This window comes from Duganella sacchari (assembly GCF_900143065.1).
Classification (GTDB): domain Bacteria; phylum Pseudomonadota; class Gammaproteobacteria; order Burkholderiales; family Burkholderiaceae_D; genus Rugamonas; species Rugamonas sacchari.
On record NZ_FRCX01000002.1, the window covers coordinates 18,311 to 32,906 of the forward strand.

Consider the following 14,596-nt stretch of genomic DNA (forward strand, 5'->3'; position numbering starts at 1 on the left):
CCCATGATTCCAATACTGATGAACCGGCGGTTGGGCGTTGCCTCGCGTGCGCTGGCTGCAATAGGCGGCGGTTACGCCGTCACTTCGCTGGCGGTGACTGCGCTGGCGCTCACCTTGCCGGGCCGTGAGGTTGACCGTGTGGTCGCCGCCACCTTGTCCGGCCTGGCCATTTTTCCTTGCATAGTCATGTGGTCGTTTGCCACGCGGACGGCCTTGCGCGCGTGGCTTGGTGTGCTGGCTATGGCAGTGGCGCTGGGCGCCGTAGTCTGGCTCGGAGGCGGCCTATGAAAGAGAGCTTCCGTCAATCGATGGCATGGCTGCATACCTGGTCCGGCCTGCTGGTGGGCTGGGTGCTGTTCATGGTGTTCAGCTGCGGCACCGCCAGCTACTTCCGCGATGAGATCACGCTGTGGATGAAGCCCGAGCTGCATCAGTCCTCGCATGCCGTGGTGGAGCAGGGCGTGGCAGCGGCACAGATCCAGAACCTGCTGCAGCAGCGCGCACCCGCCAGCCCGCGCTGGTTCATCACCATGCCGACCGGGCGCGAGCCCGCAGTCCGCGCCAGCTGGGCACCTCCGCCATCGGGAGAACAGGGCCAGACACGCGGCCGCCGCCGTTTCGAGAACGCCAGCATCGATCCGCTCACGGGACAGGAGCTGAGCGCCGCGCGGGCCACACGGGGCGGAGACTTCTTCTACCGCATGCACTTCGATATGCACTACATGCCGGTGCTCTGGGCGCGCTGGATCGTCGGCATCTGCGCCATGTTCATGCTGGTGGCGATCATTTCCGGCATCGTGACGCACAAGCGCATCTTCAAGGACTTCTTCACTTTCCGGCCGGGGAAAGGCCAGCGTTCCTGGCTGGACGCGCATAACGCCACGGCGGTACTGGCATTGCCTTACCACCTGATGATTACCTACACCGGCCTGGTCACGCTGATGTTCATGTACCTGCCGCAGGGCCTGGGCGCCGTGTACAAGGACAGCGACGCCTTCTTCGCCGATCTGAATGGCGGCCCACGGGTGGAAGCCAAAGCCTCCGGCTTATCGGCGCCGTTGACGCCACTGGCGCCGCTGGTGGCCAAGGCCAGCCAGCTGTGGGATGGCGCGTCGGTCGGCCGCATCATGGTCAGCCATGCCGGCGACAGTGCGGCGACGGTCACGCTGACGCAGCAGGATGGCCATGGCGTCAGCAACAACCTGCCGTCGCTGACCTTCGACGGCGTCACCGGCGGCTTGCTGACCGAGGCCGACAAGAGTGGCGCTGCAGTGGAGACGCGTGGCGTGATGTATGGCCTGCATATCGGCCGCTTCGCCAGCCCGCTGCTGCGCGGCCTGTTCTTCCTGTCCGGCCTGGCCGGCTGCGCCATGGTTGCCACTGGCGTGCTGCTGTGGGCCGTGAAAGAACGGCCCAAGCATGTGAAGGCGAATGCGAACGGCCGTATCGGCTTTGGTCTGCGCCTGGTGGATGGCTTGAACCTGGGCGGTATCGCCGGCCTGCTGATCGCCATGAGCGTCTACTTCTGGGCCAATCGCCTGCTGCCGCCTGGCTTGGAGGGGCGCCCGGACCTGGAAATCCATTGCTTCTTTACCGCGTGGGGCATCGCCGCCGTTGCGGCACTGGCGTTCCCGCAGCGATGGATGTGGCGCATCCAGCTTGCGCTGGCAGGCGTGCTGTTTGCGCTGTTGTTGCCGCTCAATCCCCTGACCGGTGGCGCCGGACTGTTCACCAGTGTGGCGCAGGGCTTGTGGCCAGTGGCGGGGTTTGATCTGGTGTCGCTGCTGATCGGCTGCGGCCTGCTGTGGGCCAGCAGGCGTCTCGGCAGCGCCGCCAAGGCGCCGCTCAAGGCCAAGCTGGCCAAGGTGGCGGCATGAGTGGCGCCTCGAACGCGGCGGCCATGGTCGCGGCCTTGTCCAGCGCGGCCGCCGGCTTTACGGCATTGAGTCTGGCCATGGACCGCCACTGGGAAGCCTTGCACGGCCGCGGCAATGTGCCGCGCGATGGCCAGCGCCGCCTGCTGCGCTGGGCCGGCAGCGGCGGGCTACTTATCTCGCTGCTGGTGTGTCTGTTTATCTGGGGCGCGGCGCAGGGCTGGGTAGCCTGGGCCGGCGTGCTGACCGCGTCGGCATTCGCGCTGGTACTGACGCTGTGCTACGCCGCGCATGCCATCGTGCGTATCGGCTGGGCGGCGGCGCTTGTCAGCGTGGTGGCGCTGGCCGCCGTGTTGGGCTTACTGCGCTAGCGGCGGCGCGACATCGCGCACGCCTGCCAAGCCCAGGATGGTCAGCAGCACATTTTGCGGGCCGGTATGGGCGTTATGCCCCGACCACCATTCCAGCTTTTCGGAATGGTAGCCGCCCGAGGTGCCGCCGCCGGACATGGTGATGGCCGGGATGCCCAGGCTCATGGGCAGGTTGGCATCGGTGGAGTGCGGGCTGTCGAGCAGCGCGGGCCGGCCCTGGACTTTGGCCGCCGCCAGCGCGGTGTTGACGATGACGGCGTCTGCCTTCATTTGCCCCGCTGGCCGGTCGCCGATCAGGACCACATCCGCAGTAATTCCCTTGCTGTTCCAGCGCTGATTGGTGTCCGCCACGCCTTGCTGGATGGCGTCCTTGATTTGCTGCTCCACCTTGGCCAGCAACGGCGCATCGGCGGAACGGATGTCGATGAGCATGGTGGCGTCAGCCGAGATGCTGTTCACCGACTGGCCGCCTTGCACCACGCCGACATTGAACGTCACCTTGGGTTGCGTGGGCACGCGGATGTCGTCAATGCGCGCGATCACGCGGCCCGCCGCGTGGATGGCGGACGGCAGGCCGAAGCCCTCGTAGCTGTGGCCTCCGGGGCCATGGATCGTGACTTTGAAACGGCGGCTGCCGGTACCGATGTAGGTCACGGGATCGCCGTCGACGCCAAGCGCGGGCTCCAGTCCGATGAAGGCCTTGATGTCCTTGCGCTGGATGAACAGGTGCTTCACGCCTTTGAGGTCGCCCAAGCCTTCCTCGCCGACGTTGGCGACAAACAGCACGTCGCCCTCGGTGTGTATTTTAGTCTCCTGCAAGGCCTGCGCGATGACCAGCAAGGCCGCCAGTGAGCGGCCGTTGTCGGCGATGCCGGGAGCGTAGATGCGGCCATCTTTTTCATGCGGCGTGAGATCGGTGCCGGCAGGGTAGACGGTATCCAGGTGCGCCGCCAGGACGATGGTCGGGCCTTTGCCGCTGCCACGGTAGGTGGCCAGTACATTGCCCGCATCATCGGTGTGCACATCGGCCAGGCCAGCGGCCTTGAAGCGGGCCGCCATGTCGCGGGCGCGTGCCGCTTCGGCAAAGGTCGGCGCGGGAATGGCGTTGATCGCCAGCGTGTTGGCATGCGTCGTGGCTTCGTTCTTTTCGATGTAGGCCAGCGCCTGTTTCACCGTGGGCTGCGCCAGGATGCGCGCCATGTTCTGTTCCTGCGTATGCGCAGGCAGGGCCGCAGCAATGGCGAGGCTGAGTAGCAGGTGTTTCATGAAACTCCGTTAGGGTAGTCCGGCGATCAGCGTCAACAACGCATCCACGTCCACCGGTTTGACAAAGTAGTGATCGAAGCCGGCGGCATCGGCCTGCTCGCGGTCTTCGCGGCGGCCGTAGCCGGTGACGGCCACCAGCGTGGCGTGGGCGGTATGCGGCAAGGCGCGCAGGCCGCGTGCCAGATCGTAGCCGCTGATGTCCGGCAGGCCGATATCGAGCAGGCACAGTTCCGGCGATGTGGCCTGGGCCAGCTCCAGCGCCTGCAGCGCGGTGTGCGCCACGCTGACATGATGGCCGCCCGCTTCCAGCAGCAGTTGCAGGGTCTGGGCCGCATCGACGTTGTCATCGACCACCAGCACTGCCAGTTTGCGGGACGCGATGGCACTGTGGCCTGGCTGTTCCTGCGTTGGCTGCTGGCGCGGCGTACCGGGCAGGGTGATGGTGAAGGTGCTGCCTTTTTGTTCGCCCTCGCTTTCCACGGCGACGTTGCCTCCATGGAGTTCCACCAGCGACTTGACCAGCGCCAGACCCAGTCCCAGCCCGCCCTGCGAGCGGTCCGAGTTGCGGTCGGCTTGCGCGAACAGCTCAAACACGTGACTGCGCAATTCGGGCGACATGCCGATGCCGTTGTCGCTGACGATCAGTTTCACATTGCTGCCTTCGGCGCGTGCGGTCAGCCTGATGGCGCCGCCCGACGGCGTGTACTTGGCAGCGTTATTGAGGACATTGACCAGCACCTGCACCAGCCGCTTGTGATCTCCCGTCACCACCAGTGTCGATGGCGGCAGGACCACGTCAAAGCGGTGCTGGCGCGCTTTCATCAACGGGTCCGCCTGTTCGACCGCATCCGCGATGATCTTGGCGACGTCGAGCGGCACGCGCGTCAGCGTCACCAGTCCGCGTGTCACGCGCGAGACATCGAGCAGGTCGTCCACCAGCCGTGTCATGTGGTGCACCTGGCGCACAATGATGCTGGCAGTGCGCTGCACGGCCGCCTCGCTGGCATGGCCGCTTTGCAGCAACTGCGCCCCGGCGCTGATCGGCGCCAGCGGGTTGCGCAGCTCGTGCGCCAGCATGGCGAGGAATTCATCCTTGCGGCGATCGGCTTCGCGCAGCTGGCTTTCGGCCTTCAGATGCTGGAGTTCCTTTTCCTGCAGTGATGCCGCCATCGCGTCCAGTGCGCGTGCCAGTTCGCTGATCTCTTCCTTGCCATAGACGATGCCGCTGCGCGCTTCCAGCGTGCCGGAGGCGATGCGGTTGGCGGTGTTGGCCAGACGCTTCACGCGGCGCAGCACCAGCACATCGCCGACAAACCATGCGGCCAGCAGCGCCAGGACCAGCGTCGCTCCCAGCGCCAGCAGGTCCAGCACCTGATCGTGGCGCGCACTGGCAGTGATTTCATCGGCCGGTATGCCGATGGTGACGGTGTAATCGGTCAGCCCGTTGTTGCCGACGCGGGCAAAGCGGTGCAGGCGTTCGATGCCATCCGGCCCGACCAGCAGCACCGGCTTGCCCGGCTCCGCCGCCATGGCGAGGCGCATCGCTTCGGATACCTGCTTGCCAAACCATTGTTCGGGATTGGGCTTGCGCGAAATGATCTTGCCTTCCGAGTCGGCGGTCAGCAGCAGCGAGCCGGGTGGCAGCTTGATATCAGCCACAAAGCGATCCAGCTTGGTCAGGTCCATCGCCGCAAACACCACGGCCTTGACCTTCTGGTCGTCGTCCATCACAGGGTAGGTCAGGTTGACGGTGTGCTTCTGGATCACGCGGCCGAAGATATAGCCGCCGGCCACAAAGCGTTTCAGGTGGACCGCGCGGCGGAAGTGCGAGCGGTCCGCCAGATTCACCTTGCCTTGCGAGGGTGTGGCGTTGCAGGTAACGTCGCCGTTCAGCTGGATCAGGCCGAGATTGGCGTAATCCTGATTCTGGCGCAGGATATTGGCCAGCAGGCGGTTGCAGTCCTCGTCGTCGCCCATCAGGTCGGGGACGCTGGCGACGTCGCGCAGAATCTGGCGCGCACTGGCAATCGACTGGGCCTCGTTGGCCGCAGCCAGATTGGTGAGGCGCAGCAGGTTATCTTCTGCCACCTCGATTGCATGGTCCCGCTCGCGCGCGCCGTTGATGAAGGTCATGATCGCGATGGGCGCAATCGCCAGCATGACCAGCAGCACCAGGCGGCTGCGCAAACTATTCAGCTGGAAGAGCAGGAAGGCCATGCGGCGTGGTCAGGCAGCGTTATGAAGGCGGTTACCGAAATGGATAATGGCCTGCACCCCTCGGCGCAAGGTGGCCACGTCATCGGAAATATACCCTATCCTAATATAACCTGGCACCCCCAATGCTTCGCCTGGCATGACCGCGACCGCGTATTCGGCCAGCAGCTGTTCGCTGAAGTGGATGGTATCCATGGTCAGGCTGGAAATGTCGCCCCACAGATAGGGGCCGGACGCGGGGCAGTGCATGGTCATCCACGGCAGGCCACATACCAGGTCCAGCACCAGGTTGCGCCGCTGGCGGTAGTCCTCCAGCATGGCGTCCGGTTCGCCGCTTTCAAATGCGGCGGCCATGGCCAGCTGCATCAGCATCGGCGCGGCGGCGGTGATCGGCCCTTGCAGCGTTTCCATGGCGGCGACCAGGTGCGCCGGGGCGACCGCGAAGCCGGCGCGCCAGCCCATCATGGCATAGCTTTGCGAGGCCGAATACAGGGTGACGATGCCCAGCTCCTGCCAGTTGCCGCGCGCCGCCAGGCTGATATGGCTGCCGTCAAAGATCAGCTTTTCGTAGCTTTCATCGACGATGGCGCGCGTGCCCGTGCGCTTCATCCAGGCGGCGATACAATCGAGTTCCTGCTGCTTCAGCACCGCGCCGGTCGGGTTGTGCGGATTGTTGATGATGAGGATGCGCGCCGGCGGCAGGCTGTCGAGCAATGTGTCGTTTATCTCCAACGGCAGATCGACCAGCACCGGCTTCAGCTCCAGCAATTCGCAGGTGGCGACATAGGCCGGCCAGTGCGGTTTGAAGATGATGACGGTGTCGCCGGGATCGGCCATCACGTACAGCGCCTGATATAAAGCCTGCTTGGCGCCATTGGTCACGAGGATCTCTTCGGGCCGGGCCGGGATGGCGTTTTCCTTGACCACCTTGGCCGCCAACCGCGCACGGATCTGACTGTCGCCAGCGACCGCCGTATAGGGCAGGTAGGGCTGCGCCAGGCCGTGCTGCACCGCGTCCAGCACGGTGGGCGGCGCCTGGAAATGCGAAATGGCGATGGAGAAATCGATCACGTCGTCGCCACAGGCTTTCATGGCGTCGACACGGCCATGCATGGCCGTTGTGGCCAGAGGTTTAGAGCGGGCAATGCGGCGAGAGAGGTCCATATTGATTCACTTTAGGAAATATTTATTCTACTTCAATCAGACTGACATGCAAGTAGCTATTCGCAATCGTGCGTTGCCGTCTGGTATGCTAGTGGTGTTAGCCAATGAGGATTCCAACGAGGATTTTATGCAGTTCACAACAAAAACAGTTTGCCAGGCACTGACGCTGGCCTTTGTCGCCGGAGTCGGCGCGACTTCCGCCCATGCGGAAGACATCATCAAGATCGGCCACGTGGCCGCCACCTCCGGCCCGATCGCCCATCTGGGCAAGGACAACGAGAACGGCGCGCGCATGGCCGTGGAAGAATTGAACGCCAAGGGCGTGCTCATCGGCGGCAAGAAGTACAAGGTCGTGATGCAGGCCGAGGACGACGCGGGCGATCCCAAGCAAGCCACCGCCGTGGCGCAAAAACTGGTGGACGCCAAAGTGCAGGGCGTGATCGGCCACGAGACCTCGGGCACCACGATTCCGGCGTCGCGCATTTACTACGATGCCGGCATTCCGCAGATCACGCCATCGGCCAGCTCGCCGCAGTACACGCGCCAGCGCTACAACACCACGTTCCGCAACATTGCCAATGATGAGCAGCTCGGCCCGGCCCTGGCGCGCTACGCGATGCAGAGCATGCAGGCCAAGCGCATCGCCGTGGTGGACGACCGCACCTCTTACGGCAAAGGCCTGGCCGACGAATTCGTCAAGACCGTCAAGAAGACCGGCGCCGCCAGCGGCACCACGATTGTCTCGACCCAGTTCACCAACGACAAGGCGACCGACTTCAGCGCCATCCTGACCGCGATCAAGGCCACCAAACCGGACATGATCTTCTTCGGCGGCATGGATGCGGTGGCCGGCCCCATGCTGCGCCAGATGAAGCAGCTGGGCATTCCGATCAAGTTCATGGGCGGCGACGGCATGTGCTCGGACTCGGTGCCGCGCCTGGCCGGCGAAGGCATGAGCGATGGCCAGGTGATCTGCGCGGAAGCGGGCGGTGTCGAGCCGTCGCAGGAAAAAGGCATGGCCGAATTCCACGCCCGCTACAAGAAACGCTTTGGCATCGAGGTGCAGACCTACGCGCCATACACCTATGACGCGCTGATGACCATGGTCGACGCCATGCAGAAAGCCGGCTCGCCAGATCCGGCGAAGTATTTGCCGGTGCTGGCCAAGATCAGCCACAAAGGCGTGACCGGCAATATCGCGTTTGACGCGCGTGGCGACATCCAGAATGGTGTGCTGACAATCTTCACCTTCAAAGACGCCAAACGCCAGAAGCTGGCTGTGATGAAATAAACACGCCTACTTCGAGGACTAAATCCGCATCCCCAGCCAGATCACCGATTCCGTTGCGGCGGATACGGTGGTCTCTAGCAGGCGGGCCCATGGTCCGCCTGTCTGCACATGACCGGCAGCCAGGTCGTGATGCTCCTGTTCCTCCCCGATGATGGCGACGACTGCCGCCAATGCCGCCGCATCGTCCTTGAGTTGCACCATCTGTTGCTGCAAATGCCGCAGCACGACCCGTTCGACCGCCAGCGTGGTCTGCGCGATGGCGCGCGCGCCCAATAATCCCGTCAGCACGCCCAGCCCATATCCACCGATCGCGCACAACCAGTAGCTTTTGCAACGCCGCACGCCGCGCCGCGTGAGTTCGGCGAGGAAGATCGCGCGGTGCCGCTCCTCGTGAGACTTGAACGATTCCAGTTGCGCGACCAGTCCCTTTGCCGTCAGGCGGGCCATCAGGATCTGTCCTGCGTAAATGCTGACCGCACCTTGTTCACCGGCGTGGTTGACCTTCAGGATGCGCGCTGCGAGCGGTATGGGATTTGACATGGGTGCAATGTACCATGTTCGCAGGCGTAAAAAAACCGATGAGGTCATCATCGGTTTTTCGTCGATCAGGCGCCGGGTGGCGGGCCGCCGGCTCCTGGACCAGGGCCGCCAGGGCCGCCCGGGCGCGGACCCCAGCCCTGCTCATGGTTCTCGTTGTTGGAGGTGCCGCTGCCGCCGAAGCGGTAGGACAGCCCGACATAGAACACGCGGCCGTCGAAGCGGCGGGTGCTGGTTTCGCGCAGTGTGGCGCTGTTGATCACGGTTTCCATCTTGTTGGTGTTGAACAAGTCCGTGACGTTGGCCACCAGGCTCAATTGCTGCGTGACGTTGTGGCGCCAGCTCATGTTGAACGTGTGGTTGGGCGAACGGTAGCCCTGGCCGGACAGCGTCTTGCCCATCATTTGCAGCGCCATCTGGATCTGGTTGGCCGGATCGTACTGGTAGTTCAGTCGCACGCGGCCGCTCAGCGAATTGGCGGTGCGCGTCACCAGCAAACCGCTGTCGTCGTAGAAGCTTTGCTGCGAGCGGGCCAGGTTGCCGCTGGTGTTGAGCGTGAGCGATGGCGTCAGCTTGCCGCTGACGGTAAATTCCAGGCCGCTCGAATGGCTGCCTTCACCGTTGGCTTTGGTGGTCAGCAGCACGTTGGGCGCGACGAAGTAGCGGTAATCGACGATGGCGTCGGTGTCGCGGCGGTAGTAGCCGCGCAGATTGGTTTCCAGGCCGCCGATCTTGGTTTCGTAGCCAACTTCGAACGAATCGGTCTTGGTCGGTTTCAGATTCGGATTACCTGACGAGACGTTGAATTCGTCGCGGTAGGTCACGTACGGATTCAGGTCGTTGGCGTTGGGACGGCGAATCCGGCGGGCGTAGGCGAAACGCAGGTTGGCGTTGTCGTTGACCTTGTAGGTCGCATATGCACTGGGGATGTAGTTGATGTAGCTGTTCTTGCCTTCAATGCCGCCGGTGATCTGGTGGATGTCCATGTCCGTGTATTCGGTGCGCAGGCCGGCCAGCGCGCCCCAGCGTTCGTTCAGACGCATCTGGTAGGTGCCGTACAGCGCGTACACGGTTTCATCCAGCTCGTAGCTGTTGGTGCGGCCGTTGTTGATCCTGGCGATGCCGGTGACTGGATCGATGTCGGTGTACAGCGTGTCGAAATCGTTCTTGTTGGTGGCGACCTTGTAGCCCGCCTTGGCGGTGCCGCCCCACAGCGGACGCTCGTAGTCACCGGTGAAGTCGATGATGCGGGTGCTGAATTCGTTGTGCTGGTTGGCGCGCGCGTCGATCATGCCAGGCGTGGCATACACATTGTCGTAGTTGCTGACGTTATCGTTTTCCGATGCCGACACACGCAGGTCGATCTTCAGCGTTTCGCCTGGCAGTTCGCCTTTGTGATCGTAGCGGCCGCCCCAGCTGAAGTTCTTGCTGTCGCCGGTACGCACCGTGGTGCGCTGGTAGTCGCTGGCCGGGATCATGGCCGTGGCGCCGTTGATGTAATGGTCAGCGGAGTGCTGGTCGTTGGTACGGCTGTTGTACGAGGCGCTGCCGGCCAGGGTGTCGGTCTGATTCAGGTTGTAGCTGACGGTGCCGTTCAGGCCCGCCATGTCATTCAGGCCGCGGCCGACGGACTGCTGGCTGCTGTGAACGAACTGGCCGCTGAGTGGATCGAGGCGGTCGCGCGTGACATCGGCCACCGAGTTGCGGCCATCGTGTCGCACGTTGGCGCTGCCCTGGAAACCCCAGGCGCCTTCGTTGTAGCTGCCGTTGACGGCGCTGTTGTAGCGGCCCGCAGTGCCGGCGTTGCCGTTGACGGTGGTAAAACCGCCGGGCTTGCGGTTGCGGCGCATCACCAGGTTCAGGATGGGGCCGCCGCCGGCTTCGTTGCCGAACTGCGCGCCGGGATTGTTGATGACCTCAATCGATTCGATGTCGTCGGCGGCCATGGCCTGCAGCGCCGGGCCGCGGTTATCGCCCTGCAGCATGGCTGAGGGCTTGCCATCGACCATGATCTGGACGTTGGGGCTGCCACGCAGGGTGATGCTGCCGTCCGGATCGACGTTGACGGAGGGGACGTTGTTGAGCGCATCGGCAGCGGAGCCGTTGGTGCTGGAGACGTCGGATTTCACATCGTAGACCTGGCGGTCGATGCGGTTGGTGGGGCGTTCGGCTGAAACAGTTACCTCCGGAACGACGGCGTCTTTGGCGTCTTTGGCTTTAACGGCGGTCGTAGCGGGCTTTGTGGCTGGCTTTTCGGGAGTGGTGTTTTGAGCGTAAGCTGGCAGAATAGCGCTGCCGGTAAGGCAGCAGGTAAGCAGTATCTTTTGCATGGTGTTGACGGCGCACCGTCACTATACGGTAGAGTTGCCATTATACCAGCGGGGTATCTGGCAAATTATCGCATTTACGCTTCTTTACTTTGGCTTTACAAACGACATAAAGCGGCGCAAGGCAAGCGCGGGCACGCGCGCGCAAGGCAAAAAAAGCGCCGCGACCAGCGCGGCGAAAACCACTTCAGGGTAATACAAAATCATCGTATCACGCCGGGAATCGCGCAAAATTACACTTAGGTAAGGCAACTGGAGAACAACAGCATGGCACGTGGCACTGCACATATCGGGAAAGAAACATACACCACACGGCTGGAGATCGGCGCTCACGCGCTGATCGGCGACGAGCCGGAGCGCAACGGCGGCAAGAACGCGGGACCGGCGCCCTATGATTTTCTGCTGGCGGGACTGGGCTCGTGTACCGCGATCACCTTGCGCATGTATGCCGATCGCAAGCAGTGGCCAGTGGACGCGGTGGACGTCGACCTGCACCTGACGCACGCCGACGACGGCAGTACCGTGATCCGCCGCACGCTGACGATCACCGGCGCGGTGGATGCCACGCAGAAAGCACGGATGGCGGAGATCGCCGAGAAAACGCCTGTCACGCTGACCCTCAAGGCCGGCCTGCGCATCGACACTGTGCTCGGCTGAGCGCGCAACCCCGCAGGCCGTCAATGTAATTGTCATCTTCAACGGAACTTGTTAGCCCGGCTATTTGTCCAACCAAGGCAAAGTGAGCCGTGTGACGTGTATTTTCCTTGGGGGATGATATGGACCTGATTAAGTATCTGGCTAAGCATCTGGCGGGGTTGCTTGCGCTGGTGGCGAGCTGCTCGGCGATGGGAGCGCCCTTGTTGTCGGAGGGCTTTGACGATGTGGCGACGTTGCCGGGGCGGGGCTGGGCGTTCGTCGATAGCAGTTCACCGCCGGGCACCACCGGCTGGTTTCAGGGCAACGCGGCGATCTTCCCGGCAGCGTCCGGGCCGGCGAACGCCTACATCGCGGCCAACTTCAATAACGCCGGCTTCGGCGGCGCTGTCAGCAACTGGCTGCTGACGCCGGAAGTGATGCTGACCAACGGCGAATCACTGGACTTCTCCTTGCGCCTGCTGGGCGAGGGCCTGCTGGACCGCATGGAAGTCTATGTCAGCACCGGCGGCGCCTTCTCGATGCTGGCGGCATTTGAATCGGACAGCGATACCGGCTGGCTCGACAAGACCATCCTGGTCAACGGTCTGGCTGCGCCGGCCATTGGGCGCTACGCCTTCCGCTATGTCGTGGACGACACCAGTATCAATGGTAATTATGTCGGTATCGATACCGTCAGCGTCAATGCCTTGCCGGTGCCGGATACCGTGGCCTTGCTGTGTCTGGGCCTGGTTGTGCTGCTGGGCACTGGCCGTTCGCGACGCCGATGGCTGGCCACGACCGGCCTGGCCGCCAGCGCGCTGGTGGCCAATGCGGACGAGCACGGTGTCATGAGCTTCCCCCATGTGCAGGTGATGCGGCAGCAAGCTCCGGCTACCGTTGCCGCTGCCGATCCCGGGCAGGGCGGTTTCATGGCATACAAGGACCCGCAGACCGGCCAGCTCACCGGCCCGAATCCCGCGCAAGCCGCATTGCTGACAGCGGCCGCGCGCACGCCGGCGCCGCTGGTCAGGCAGCGGCCGCAACTCATCCGCCCGCCGTATGGCGGCATCGGGGTGATGCTGGATGAGCGCCAGGCCCGCTACGCCATGGTCCGCAAGGCCGACGATGGCAGCATCACGGAATCCTGCGTGCCAGCCGAAGGAGAGACAAAATGAAAGCGCTACTGACTGCCCTGGTGGCGCTGCTGTTGTCTTCCGTGAGTTGGGCCGCCGCCACCATCACCATCGTGAACGGCGATGCGCCCGGTGTCGGCTTCAATGATCCGACACCGGTTGCGCCGGTGGGCGGCAACGCCGGTACCACGCTGGGCGCGCAGCGGCTCAATGCCTTCCAGGCGGCCGCCAGCCAGTGGGGCGACAGCCTGGATAGCAGCGTTCCGATCCGCGTGCTGGCGACCTGGGAAGCCCTGCCATGCACCGACTCCGCCGCCGTGCTGGGCAGCGCAGGTGCACTGGAAGTGTTTTCCGATTTTCCGGGCGCGCCGCAAGCCAACGCCTGGTTTGGCAAGGCGGAAGCCAACAAGCTGCTCGGCTTCGACATGGACCCGGAAACGCCGGACGTGCGTGCGCGCTTCAATGTCAATCTTGGCCAGCCGGGCTGTTTTACCGGCTCGCCGTTCTATCTTGGCCTCGATAACAACCACGGCAGCAACACTGATCTGGTCACGGTGTTGTTGCACGAGTTCGCACACGGCCTCGGCTTCCAGACCTATACCGATGACGAAACCGGCGAACTGCTGGCCGGCGTGCCCAGCATCTGGGATTACTTTCTGCTCGATACCAGCAGCGGCAAGGTGTGGAAGGACATGCGCAATGCGGAACGCGCCGCGTCAGCGGTGAAATCGGGCAAGCTGGTGTGGAACGGTGTGCAGGTCACCAATGCTGCGCGACTGGTTTTGCAGGCGGGCACGCCGGTGCTGACCATCCTGTCGCCACCGTCCGAATCGGGCGTGCTGCAGGTGGGAACGGCGGCCTTCGGCCCGCCGCTGGCGAGTCCTGGCCTGACGGGCGAAGTGATGCCGGTGGTCGATACGGCGCCCGATACCGGCCTTGCATGCACGCCGCTTTCCGCCTTGAATGCCCGGGCAGTGAAGGGCAGGATAGCGCTGATCGACCGTGGCGCCTGCACCTTCGTGGTCAAAGTGCGCCATGCGCAGGACGCCGGGGCGATTGCGGTGCTGATTGCCGACAACGTGGCCGGGGCGCCACCGCCGGGGCTGGGTGGCAGCGATCCCGGCATCTTCATTGCCGCCGTACGCATTACGCAAGAAGATGGCGCAGCCTTGAGGCAGGCACTGGCAGGGCGATCACGCAAGCACTCCGGCCTGTTCGCCAATCTCGGCGTGAACCTGGCGGTGCGCGCTGGCACCGATGCGCTGGGGCGGGTGCTGATGTATGCGCCACGTCCCAATCAGCCCGGATCATCGGTGTCGCACTATGACACCAGTGCCACCCCGAACCTGCTGATGGAGCCGGCCATCAACGCCGACCTGCGGCATGCGGTCAGGCCGCCGTACGACCTGACCTTGCCGTTGTTGAAGGATATCGGCTGGTAAGTCAGGCCGGTGCCGTCGTCACGTAATCGACGATGCGGTCGGCGCAGGCCTCCGAGATCGCGATAAAGCGCGCACCGTTGCGGAAGCGGCCGTGCGTGCCGACCGCCTGGCTGTTGACCACGGTAAGCGTGATCTCGTTGCGGATGGTGCTGCCGGGGAAGCAGAAGTTGAGCAGGTACTGCTCATCAGCGGGCATCGCGTGGTCACTCACAAATGCGACGCCCATGCGCGAGATGTCGATGATCTGCGCAGGAAAATTGTGTTCTCCTTGTACATCGGTGAGATAGGCGTCGACCTGCAACAACCGCCTAACATGCTCTCGTCTCGGGTCCATCGTTGTT

At 63.7% G+C, this 14,596-nt stretch carries 13 protein-coding genes; 7 read left to right on the plus strand and 6 right to left on the minus strand.

The annotated features are described in order from the left end of the window. Positions 1-3: 3 nt before the first annotated feature. Genes BUA36_RS04065 through BUA36_RS04075 form a run of 3 tightly spaced genes read left to right on the plus strand, consistent with a single transcriptional unit; the run spans position 4 to position 2,245 of the window. The gene (locus tag BUA36_RS04065; protein WP_139260339.1) at positions 4-288 is read left to right on the plus strand and encodes a DUF3649 domain-containing protein; all 285 of its coding nucleotides are present in this window, start codon (positions 4-6) and stop codon (positions 286-288) included. Then, positions 285-1,877, plus strand: a complete 1,593-nt coding sequence (locus tag BUA36_RS04070) for a PepSY-associated TM helix domain-containing protein (RefSeq protein WP_072781612.1) — start codon at positions 285-287, stop codon at positions 1,875-1,877. Before BUA36_RS04065 ends, BUA36_RS04070 begins: the two co-directional genes overlap by 4 nt. Next, positions 1,874-2,245, plus strand: a complete 372-nt coding sequence (locus BUA36_RS04075; RefSeq protein WP_072781613.1) for a DUF3325 domain-containing protein — start codon at positions 1,874-1,876, stop codon at positions 2,243-2,245. The genes BUA36_RS04070 and BUA36_RS04075 overlap by 4 nt, the downstream gene beginning before the upstream one ends. On the opposite strand, the gene BUA36_RS04080 is transcribed toward BUA36_RS04075, so the two are convergent. The 3 genes from BUA36_RS04080 to BUA36_RS04090 are packed head-to-tail and all read right to left on the minus strand — an operon-like array spanning position 2,234 to position 6,889. After that, positions 2,234-3,511: a M20/M25/M40 family metallo-hydrolase gene (locus BUA36_RS04080; RefSeq protein WP_072781615.1), complete on the minus strand. Its 1,278-nt coding sequence runs from the start codon at positions 3,509-3,511 to the stop codon at positions 2,234-2,236. The two genes, BUA36_RS04075 and BUA36_RS04080, sit on opposite strands and share 12 nt — an antisense overlap. Positions 3,512-3,520: 9 nt before the next feature. After that, positions 3,521-5,728, minus strand: coding sequence for an ATP-binding protein (locus BUA36_RS04085; protein WP_072781617.1), 2,208 nt, complete (start codon positions 5,726-5,728; stop codon positions 3,521-3,523). Between the two features lie 9 nt (positions 5,729-5,737). Further along, positions 5,738-6,889, minus strand: coding sequence for a pyridoxal phosphate-dependent aminotransferase (locus BUA36_RS04090; protein WP_072781619.1), 1,152 nt, complete (start codon positions 6,887-6,889; stop codon positions 5,738-5,740). 127 nt (positions 6,890-7,016) lie between these two features. Here BUA36_RS04090 and BUA36_RS04095 point away from each other — a divergent pair, with 127 nt between their 5' ends. Next, the gene (locus BUA36_RS04095; protein WP_072782529.1) at positions 7,017-8,180 is read left to right on the plus strand and encodes a branched-chain amino acid ABC transporter substrate-binding protein; all 1,164 of its coding nucleotides are present in this window, start codon (positions 7,017-7,019) and stop codon (positions 8,178-8,180) included. Positions 8,181-8,198: 18 nt separating this feature from the next. On the opposite strand, the gene BUA36_RS04100 is transcribed toward BUA36_RS04095, so the two are convergent. Both BUA36_RS04100 and BUA36_RS04105 read right to left on the minus strand, forming a co-directional pair. Beyond that, positions 8,199-8,720, minus strand: coding sequence for a demethoxyubiquinone hydroxylase family protein (locus BUA36_RS04100; protein ID WP_072781620.1), 522 nt, complete (start codon positions 8,718-8,720; stop codon positions 8,199-8,201). Positions 8,721-8,785: 65 nt separating this feature from the next. Next, positions 8,786-11,047: an outer membrane beta-barrel family protein gene (locus BUA36_RS04105; RefSeq protein ID WP_072781622.1), complete on the minus strand. Its 2,262-nt coding sequence runs from the start codon at positions 11,045-11,047 to the stop codon at positions 8,786-8,788. 264 nt (positions 11,048-11,311) lie between these two features. Here BUA36_RS04105 and BUA36_RS04115 point away from each other — a divergent pair, with 264 nt between their 5' ends. The 3 genes from BUA36_RS04115 (at position 11,312) to BUA36_RS04125 (ending at position 14,255) form a co-directional block, all read left to right on the plus strand. Further along, positions 11,312-11,701 (plus strand): OsmC family protein, encoded by a 390-nt coding sequence (locus BUA36_RS04115; RefSeq protein WP_072781625.1) that lies wholly within the window; start codon positions 11,312-11,314, stop codon positions 11,699-11,701. 119 nt (positions 11,702-11,820) lie between these two features. Further along, the gene (locus BUA36_RS04120; RefSeq protein WP_072781627.1) at positions 11,821-12,855 is read left to right on the plus strand and encodes a choice-of-anchor J domain-containing protein; all 1,035 of its coding nucleotides are present in this window, start codon (positions 11,821-11,823) and stop codon (positions 12,853-12,855) included. Further along, positions 12,852-14,255, plus strand: a complete 1,404-nt coding sequence (locus tag BUA36_RS04125; protein ID WP_072781629.1) for a PA domain-containing protein — start codon at positions 12,852-12,854, stop codon at positions 14,253-14,255. The genes BUA36_RS04120 and BUA36_RS04125 overlap by 4 nt, the downstream gene beginning before the upstream one ends. Before the next feature lies 1 nt (position 14,256). On the opposite strand, the gene BUA36_RS04130 is transcribed toward BUA36_RS04125, so the two are convergent. After that, a complete protein-coding gene (locus tag BUA36_RS04130; protein ID WP_072781631.1) occupies positions 14,257-14,589 on the minus strand; it encodes a PilZ domain-containing protein in 333 nt (110 codons plus the stop codon). Positions 14,590-14,596 lie beyond the last annotated feature (7 nt).